Here is a 7356-nt window from a genome sequence, read left to right on the forward strand (position 1 = left end):
CATCCTGTCAGCGCCCACGCGACGATGGCGGCGGCCGCCGCCTTGAGCGACTGGACGAGTGTGTCCCGCTCAGGACCGGCTTCCTCGAACGCGTTGTGCGCGGACCGGCGTACCGCCTCCCACTCCCGCCCCGCCCAGCGCGTCGCGGCCGACCACCCTACGTTCCCCACCAATCCGCACACTCCTTCCACGGCACCCGTCCCTGTGTGACGGCACTCGTTCTCTCGTGCCCCGGGAGTGGAGGGAATACCGGCGCCACCCGCGCGTCTCCGCCGGGGTGCCGTGGTGACGGCTCCGGGCGCACCGCCCGCGCACGCGCGTTCGGCTTCAGGCGGGGCGCAGTTCGAACCAGTCGAAGGCCGCGCTGCCCCGGGTCGCGTACATCCCGATGACCCGGCCGGTGAATCCGCCGGCGACCTCGGTCGTGAGGTAGCGGCCGTCCAGTTCGGCGAGGATCTCGAAGTCCCCCTCCTCGGTCTCGTATCCGAGCCGCAGGGTGTCGGGGGCCCCGATGCGGAGGCCGGCGACGGCCTGCGGACCGGCCGCGCGGTCGGTGACGGTGGGCGGCAGGACGTCGGTGGTGGTGACTTCGATGCGTAGTGTCAACGGACCTGCGGGTACGGCTCGTTCGGCGACGGCCTGGCGCAGCGGGCCGATGCGGGCGACCGCGCGCACGATGGCGCCCTCCCGCTCCACCTGGTAGTGGTGCGCCTCGTCGAGCCGTACGGCGAGTCCGCCGCGGCCACCCTCGGCCACGTCGATCCGGGTTCGCGCGCCGCACTCCGGATCGCGCTGGCGCTGCCCGAGGAACACCGCGCCGGGCCGGTCCAGGCCCTCCGCGTGGGAGTTCAGGACGACGTGTCCGGGCCTCGCCAAGAGGTCGACGGTCTCCGGGTCCTGGCGGCGCAGGGTGACCCAGCGGGGGGCGAGGCCGGGGGTGTCGAAGTCGTCGCGATGCGGCTCTTCGGGCCACGGGTGCTGGGTCAACCCGGGGCGTTCGGGACGGAGTTGCACGGGGCCCGGGAGGGGCCATCCGTTCTCCCAGCGTACCGGCGTCAGGAAGGTCTCCCGCCCCATGCCGTGGAAGCCGGGAGTGTCGCCCCGGGGGCGGGTGCCGAGCAGGACCATCCACCAACTGCCGTCGTGGGCCTGTACAAGGTCGCCGTGGCCGGTGTTCTGAACCGGGTGGTCCGTACTGCGGTGCGAGAGCACGGGGTTGTCGGGGTGGGGCTCGAACGGACCGGGCAGCGTGCGGGACCGGGCCACCGAAAGGGCGTGCCCGCGTTCCGTACCGCCCTCCGAGAGCAGCAGGTACCACCAGTCGCCGATCCGGTACAGATGCGGCCCTTCGGGGTACTGCAGTCCGGTTCCCGACCACATCTCCACCGGCTCGCCGAGCAGTTCACCCGATTTCGGGTCGATGCGCACGCCCTTGATCCCGTCGTGCGAGAAGAGGCACCAGCAGTCGCCCCGCTCGTCCCAGGCCAGGTCGGGGTCGATGCCGGGTATCGCGACCGGGACGGGGTCCGCCCAGGGGCCGGCCGGGTCGTCGGCGGTCACCAGCACGGTGCCGGCACCGCCGACGACGGTCGTGATCATCCAGAATCGTCCGTCGTGGTGGCGCAGGGTGGGCGCGTACACGCCGGACGAGGAAGGTGCCGTGCCGGAGAGTTCCAGTTGTGCGGGGCGGTCCAGGGCGTGTCCGATCAGCCGCCAGTGCGTCAGGTCGCGGCTGTGCCACAGCGGGACCCCCGGTACGTACTCGAAGCTGGACGTGGCCACGTAATAGTCCTCGCCCACGCGGCAGATACTCGGGTCCGGGCTGAAGCCGGGTATGACGGGGTTGTCGAAGTACGCCATGTCCATCCTCGGGGTCGGGCCGTGGTGCGCGTCCTGCCAGGTCGTGGGGGGCGGACGCGCGGGGTGTCGCTTCTGCATGGTGCCCCACCCGTCGCCCGGCCGGCAGCCGGGCCCTGCCGGTCCGGGGGGCGAGGGGCGGGCATGCGCTCACGTCGAAGCCACGCCTCCCCCGGGTGTTTTGAACTCCGGCAGATCCGGGCTATAGTTGATCTTGAAGGCACGGACCGCTCCGCCGGTACGGTGCCCGCGCGTTGGTCGTCCAAGGAAAGACGCCCCGCTTCCCGCGGGGAAATGCAGGTGCAAGGCCTGCCCAGCGCTCCACACGCCCCGTTCCTGGTCACCAGGAACGGGGCTTTTTTCCTGACCCTCGGGAGTTCGGGAGTACGGGGCCGGGGTGACAAACGCCCACCGGCGGCCCGCACACCGCTACTGCGCTCCCTCGGCCCGCGCACCCACCCCTCGCAACGCGCGGCGGTAGCGATGACGGAAGAAGCCCTGGGCCAGAAGGAGCAGGGGAAAGAGCGGTCGCCACGGGCCCGTCGGCGCCGGGGCCGTCAGGGAGCGGAGGGTCAGGGTGACCTGCCCGCCGGGCATCCGGCGAACCACGAACGCCTCCTCACCGGAGACGGGGTGGCCGGGCAGTGTGCCGTAGGCGAAGCCGCGCGCGTCCGTCGTGTCCACGACGGCGACGACCCGCACCGGCTCGTGCACGGAGAACGGCCCCCAGCCGGCGGTGATCCGGTAGTCGCTCCCCTCGACGACCCTGTCGCCCGCGCCGTCCAGCGGCGTGACGCGGAAGCCGCTGCGGACCTTCACGCCCCATTGCAGCACCGCTTCCGAGGCGACGCGCCAGTCGTCGTCGCCGCACCCGAGGATCACGGTCTCCTCACGGCGTCGGTGGCCCAACAGCTCCTCCCCCCAGGCGGTCTCCCCCGGGCGCGTGACCCCGGTCGGCGCGTACGTGGGAAGGGGCCCTGGGGACCCGCCTTCCCGTTCTTCCGGTCCCATGGCTTCTCCTGTCGTGGTGGGTGCGGTGGCCTTCTCGGTTGATTCGCCGGGGAGTTGCCCCCGTGACCTCACCTGACGCCTCCGTGCGGGCACGCCCCGATCATGACAGCCGATGTCCGCCGGTCCCGAGCCAGGACCAGCCGCCACCCCGAGCCTGTCGCGGTGCGCAATCTTCAAGAGAGAGCAATGGTCTAGGCCAAATCATTGACGTGCATGCGTCATCAATCGATTCTGGCGACACCTCTCCCGACAGGAGTCCCCCATGAAGCGCCTTCGCGCTCTGCTCTGCGGTGCCGCGACCGCGGCACTCGCCACCACCGGACTCGCGGCGTTCACCGCGCAGCAGGCTTCGGGTGCGTCCGCCGCCACCACCGCACTCAGCACCCGGTGGTACGCCGCCGCGCCGTATCTGATGCCGCACGACAACAACCCGCCGGACGCGGGCGCCATCATGGACGCCACCGGCCTGAAGGCGTTCCAGCTGGCGTTCGTCCTCGCCCCCAACGGGGGCGGCTGCACTCCGACGTGGGACGGGACGTCACCGGTCTCGTCGGACACCGCGGTGGGGGCGGTCGTCAGCGCGATCCGCGCCAAGGGCGGTGACGTCTCCGTCTCCATCGGCGGGTACGGGGGAACCAAGCTCGGCCAGGCATGCTCCGACGCGGCGTCCACCGCGGCCGCCTATCAGCAGGTCATCACCAAGTACCAGCTCAAGGCGATCGACTTCGACCTGGAGGAGCCGGAGTACGAGAACGCCACCGCCATCGCCCATGAGATCGGCGCGGCCAAGATCCTCCAGCAGAACAACCCCGGGCTCTACGTCTCCGTCACCACCGCGGGAACGGCCGACGGCACCGGCTGGTTCGGCAAGCAGATGCTCAACGAGGCCAAGGCGCAGGGCTTCACGCCGAACAACTTCTCGATCATGCCCTTCGACGGCGGGTTCAACGGTGCCGCAGCGCAGACGAGCGCCCTGACGAACTTCAACTCCATCCTGCAGTCCACCTTCGGCTGGGACGCGGCAACCGCGTACGCGCACCAGGGGTTCTCCGGGATGAACGGGCGCAGCGACACCGGTGAGTACTTCAGTCAGGCCGATTTCCAGACGGTTCTGGACTACGCCACCAGCCACCACATGGATCGCTTCACGTTCTGGTCCCTCAACCGCGACCGCCAGTGCACCCCGGCCGACAACAACGGTACGACGTCCGGTACCTGCAGCAGCGTGGCCCAGTCGGACTGGGACTTCGCCAAGTACTCGGTGAAGTTCGCCGGAGTCACCCCGCCGACGACCACCCCGACGACCGCGCCTCCGACCACCACTCCCCCGTCGGGTGGCAACTGCACCGCGTCGGCGTGGAACAGCGGCGCCGTCTACACCGCCGGCAACACCGTCTCGTACGGCGGCCACACCTGGAAGGCCAAGTGGTGGACGCAGAACGAGACGCCCGGCACCACCGGTGAATGGGGTGTCTGGCAGGACCTCGGCGCCTGCTGACGGGAAACCGTGGGTCGGTACGGGCCGAGTACCGCCGACACGCCGCAGGGCCGCCCCTCCCGGGACGGTCCTGCGGTGTGTTCGGGCCGACCGGCAAGGCCGGAGCGGGGTCAGCCGCCGATCGTGCTCTGCGGGCCGGCGTACTGCTTGAGCAGGGCGGGCACGTCCTTCGCCGCGTCCAGCGTGTACGCGTAGTAGCTGCTCGGGGTGAAGGTCGTCCCGGCCGTCACCTGCTTGCCGGTGCAGTTGACCATGACGCTGCCCGACTGGGTCAGGGACGCCGCCGAGGTGTCGATGTTGAAGGGGTTGGCGACGTTCTCGAAGTAGCTGTTCTCGATGACGGTCTTCGAGGCGCCCCGGGACAGGTTGCCGTAGGAGGTGACGTTCTGGAGGTAGTTGTTGTAGAGGTGGGCGAGGGCCACGTTGTCGATGCTGGGGTTGCGCTGGTTGGTGTCGTGGATCCAGTTGTGGTGGATGGTCATCCGGGCGGTGACGTTGTCGGTCCAGCCGATGCCGAGGGCCTTGTTCTCGGTGCCCATGACGTTCCAGGAGATGGTGAGGTAGCTGGTGTCCTTGCGGCTGTCGATGAGGCCGTCGTTCATCCGCTCGATGCGGTTGTGGTCGATCCAGATGTGGTCGGCCGTGTCCATCTGGATGCCGTCGTAGTCGTAGACCTTGTCGTCCGGGTCGTCGTCCGTCATCTGCGCGTCGCGGATGGTGAGGTTGCGGATGATGACGTTGTGGACGCCGGTGCCGAGGAAGAACCCGCCGTGCACGATCTCACCCTTGGTGCCGACGCCGACGATCGTCTTGTCGGAGGTCACCGGGATCTCGTGGCCGTACGGGTCCACCGTGACGGCGGCGGCGACCTTGATGACGTAAGGGCTGCTGGACGTCGCGTACTTGACCAGGTCGGCATAGGTGGTCACGGTGACGGTGCTGCCCGCCGCGCCGCCGGTGGTGCCCCCGCCGGTGGAGGCGAAGCCATCCGCCTTGTCCGACCAGGTCCGCCCGGTCGTCACCGGCTTGAAGGCCCACTGCTTGTTGGTGTTGGCGGTGCAGGTCTCCTGGATGATCGCGGTGCCGTTGGTCGTCGAGGCACCCTCGTCACTGACACAGAGACCACTGTTGACGTTGACGATCTGGAACGTCCCCGAACCACTCGCCACCAGCGTCCACGCCTGGTTCGTCTGACCCGCACAGCTGTACTGCTGCAACCGCGTCCCCGACACCGTCGAATACCCCGGCACGTCGACACACTTGCCACTGCTCACGTTCACCAGCCGGTACACCCCCGAACCCGCCGAATCCAACCGGAAGTTCTGCCAGTCCGAATCCGCCGTGCACCCCCACTGCTGCAGCAACGCACCATTGTCCTTCGACGCCGCCGGCACATCGATGCACTTACCACTCTTCGTCACCGCCAGCTGATACACCCCACCCGTCGCCGGCAACGTCGCCGCCACAGCCGGCGACACCGCACCACCCACCAGCAACCCGCACACCGCGAGCACGAACGCGACCACCACGGCACCCAGCCGGGTGCCCTTTCCGTTGAACATGGGTTCCCTCTTCTCTCGTATCGGCAAAGGAAGTTCTGGACCGGGTCAGCGGACGGGGTTCCAGCCGTCCGTACCCGCGAGATACTTCTGCGGGGTGTAGGTGGCCGCCTGCGCGTCGGTGAGCTGCGGGCGGTTGGCGTTCACCGTGGCCCCGGCACCGGTGTTGCGGTATTCGCGGAACCGGGCGTTCTGCCAGGTGCTGGTGGACATGTTGGTCCAGGGCTGGGCGGTGGCGATCGCCGCCGAGAGCGTGCACTCCCGGTAGAGGACCTGGGCGTCCTGGCGCCACGGACGGCCGAGCTGGGTGGTGTTGTTCACCGTGCTCGTGACGGTCGACCGGTAGAAGAGGAACCCGTAGGTGCGCTCGGCGGGCGTGCTGGCCGCGGTGATGGGCCCGCCGGTGCTCCGCTTCTCGTGGATGCGGCTGCTGTCGAAGACCGCGACGCCACCGCCGTAGATGAAGTCCACCGTGCCCTCGACGTACGAATTCCACACGTAGACACGGGCGTTGTTGTTCACCAGGAAGGTGTCCTGGTCGCCGAGGAGGCGCACGCCGTCCAGGAGGGCCCGGTCTGCGTCGAGGTAGAGCGCGAGCGCCTGGTCACCGGTGTCTGAGGTGTTCTCGTCGAAGTCGTTCGCCATCGTCAGGTTGGTCGCGACGAAGTCGTGGCCGAGTACGACCACGGTGGCGCTGCCGGAGGTGCCGTAGTCGCCGGCGTTGCGGTTGCCGACGATCACCACGTCGTCGGGGGAGTCACCGGTGCCCTGGAGGGTGATGTAGGGCTTGTTCGCGGGGATGTTCACCGCCTGCCGGTAGGTGCCCGGCTTGATGGTGATGACGACCCGGCTGGCGTTGCCCGTGCCGACCGCGTCGACCGCCGCCTGCACGGTGGTGTAGGTGCCGGTGCCGTCGGCCGCGACCGTGTTCGCCGTGGTGGTACCGACCGGCTTGAAGGCCCACTGCTTGTTGGTGTTGGCGGTGCAGGTCTCCTGGATGATCGCGGTGCCGTTGGTCGTCGAGGCACCCTCGTCACTGACACAGAGACCACTGTTGACGTTGATGATCTGGAACGTCCCCGAACCACTCGCCACCAGCGTCCACGCCTGATTCGTCTGACCCGCACAGCTGTACTGCTGCAACCGCGTCCCCGACACCGTCGAATACCCCGGCACGTCGACACACTTGCCACTGCTCACGTTCACCAGCCGGTACGTCCCCGAACCCGCCGAATCCAACCGGAAGTTCTGCCAGTCCGAATCCGCCGTGCACCCCCACTGCTGCAGCAACGCACCATTGTCCTTCGACGCCGCCGGCACATCGATGCACTTACCGCTCTTCGTCACCGCCAGCTGATACACCCCACCCGTCGCCGGCAACGTCGCCGCCACAGCCGGCGACACCGCACCACCCACCAGCAACCCGCACAC

At 69.0% G+C, this 7356-nt stretch carries 5 protein-coding genes; 1 reads left to right on the top strand and 4 read right to left on the bottom strand.

What is annotated here, in order from left to right:
* Nucleotides 1-327 precede the first annotated feature (327 nt).
* Nucleotides 328-1860 (bottom strand): glycoside hydrolase family 43 protein, encoded by a 1533-nt coding sequence (locus tag ACWD3D_RS30825; protein ID WP_451464042.1) that lies wholly within the window; start codon nucleotides 1858-1860, stop codon nucleotides 328-330.
* 426 nt (nucleotides 1861-2286) lie between these two features.
* Nucleotides 2287-2766 carry a DUF1990 family protein gene (locus tag ACWD3D_RS30830; protein WP_451464038.1) on the bottom strand — a complete coding sequence of 160 codons (480 nt, stop codon included), beginning with the start codon at nucleotides 2764-2766 and terminating at the stop codon, nucleotides 2287-2289.
* Nucleotides 2767-3130: 364 nt separating this feature from the next.
* On the opposite strand from ACWD3D_RS30830, the gene ACWD3D_RS30835 reads away from it, so the two are divergent.
* The gene (locus ACWD3D_RS30835) at nucleotides 3131-4366 is read left to right on the top strand and encodes a carbohydrate-binding protein (protein WP_451464039.1); all 1236 of its coding nucleotides are present in this window, start codon (nucleotides 3131-3133) and stop codon (nucleotides 4364-4366) included.
* Between the two features lie 110 nt (nucleotides 4367-4476).
* Here the strand turns inward: ACWD3D_RS30835 and ACWD3D_RS30840 are convergent, their stop codons facing one another.
* Nucleotides 4477-5928 carry an RICIN domain-containing protein gene (locus tag ACWD3D_RS30840; protein ID WP_451464040.1) on the bottom strand — a complete coding sequence of 484 codons (1452 nt, stop codon included), beginning with the start codon at nucleotides 5926-5928 and terminating at the stop codon, nucleotides 4477-4479.
* A gap of 45 nt (nucleotides 5929-5973) precedes the next feature.
* On the bottom strand, nucleotides 5974-7356 hold a 1383-nt coding region (locus ACWD3D_RS30845), incomplete at its 5' end, for a pectinesterase family protein (protein WP_451464041.1).

Source organism: Streptomyces sp. NPDC002690, assembly GCF_053592415.1.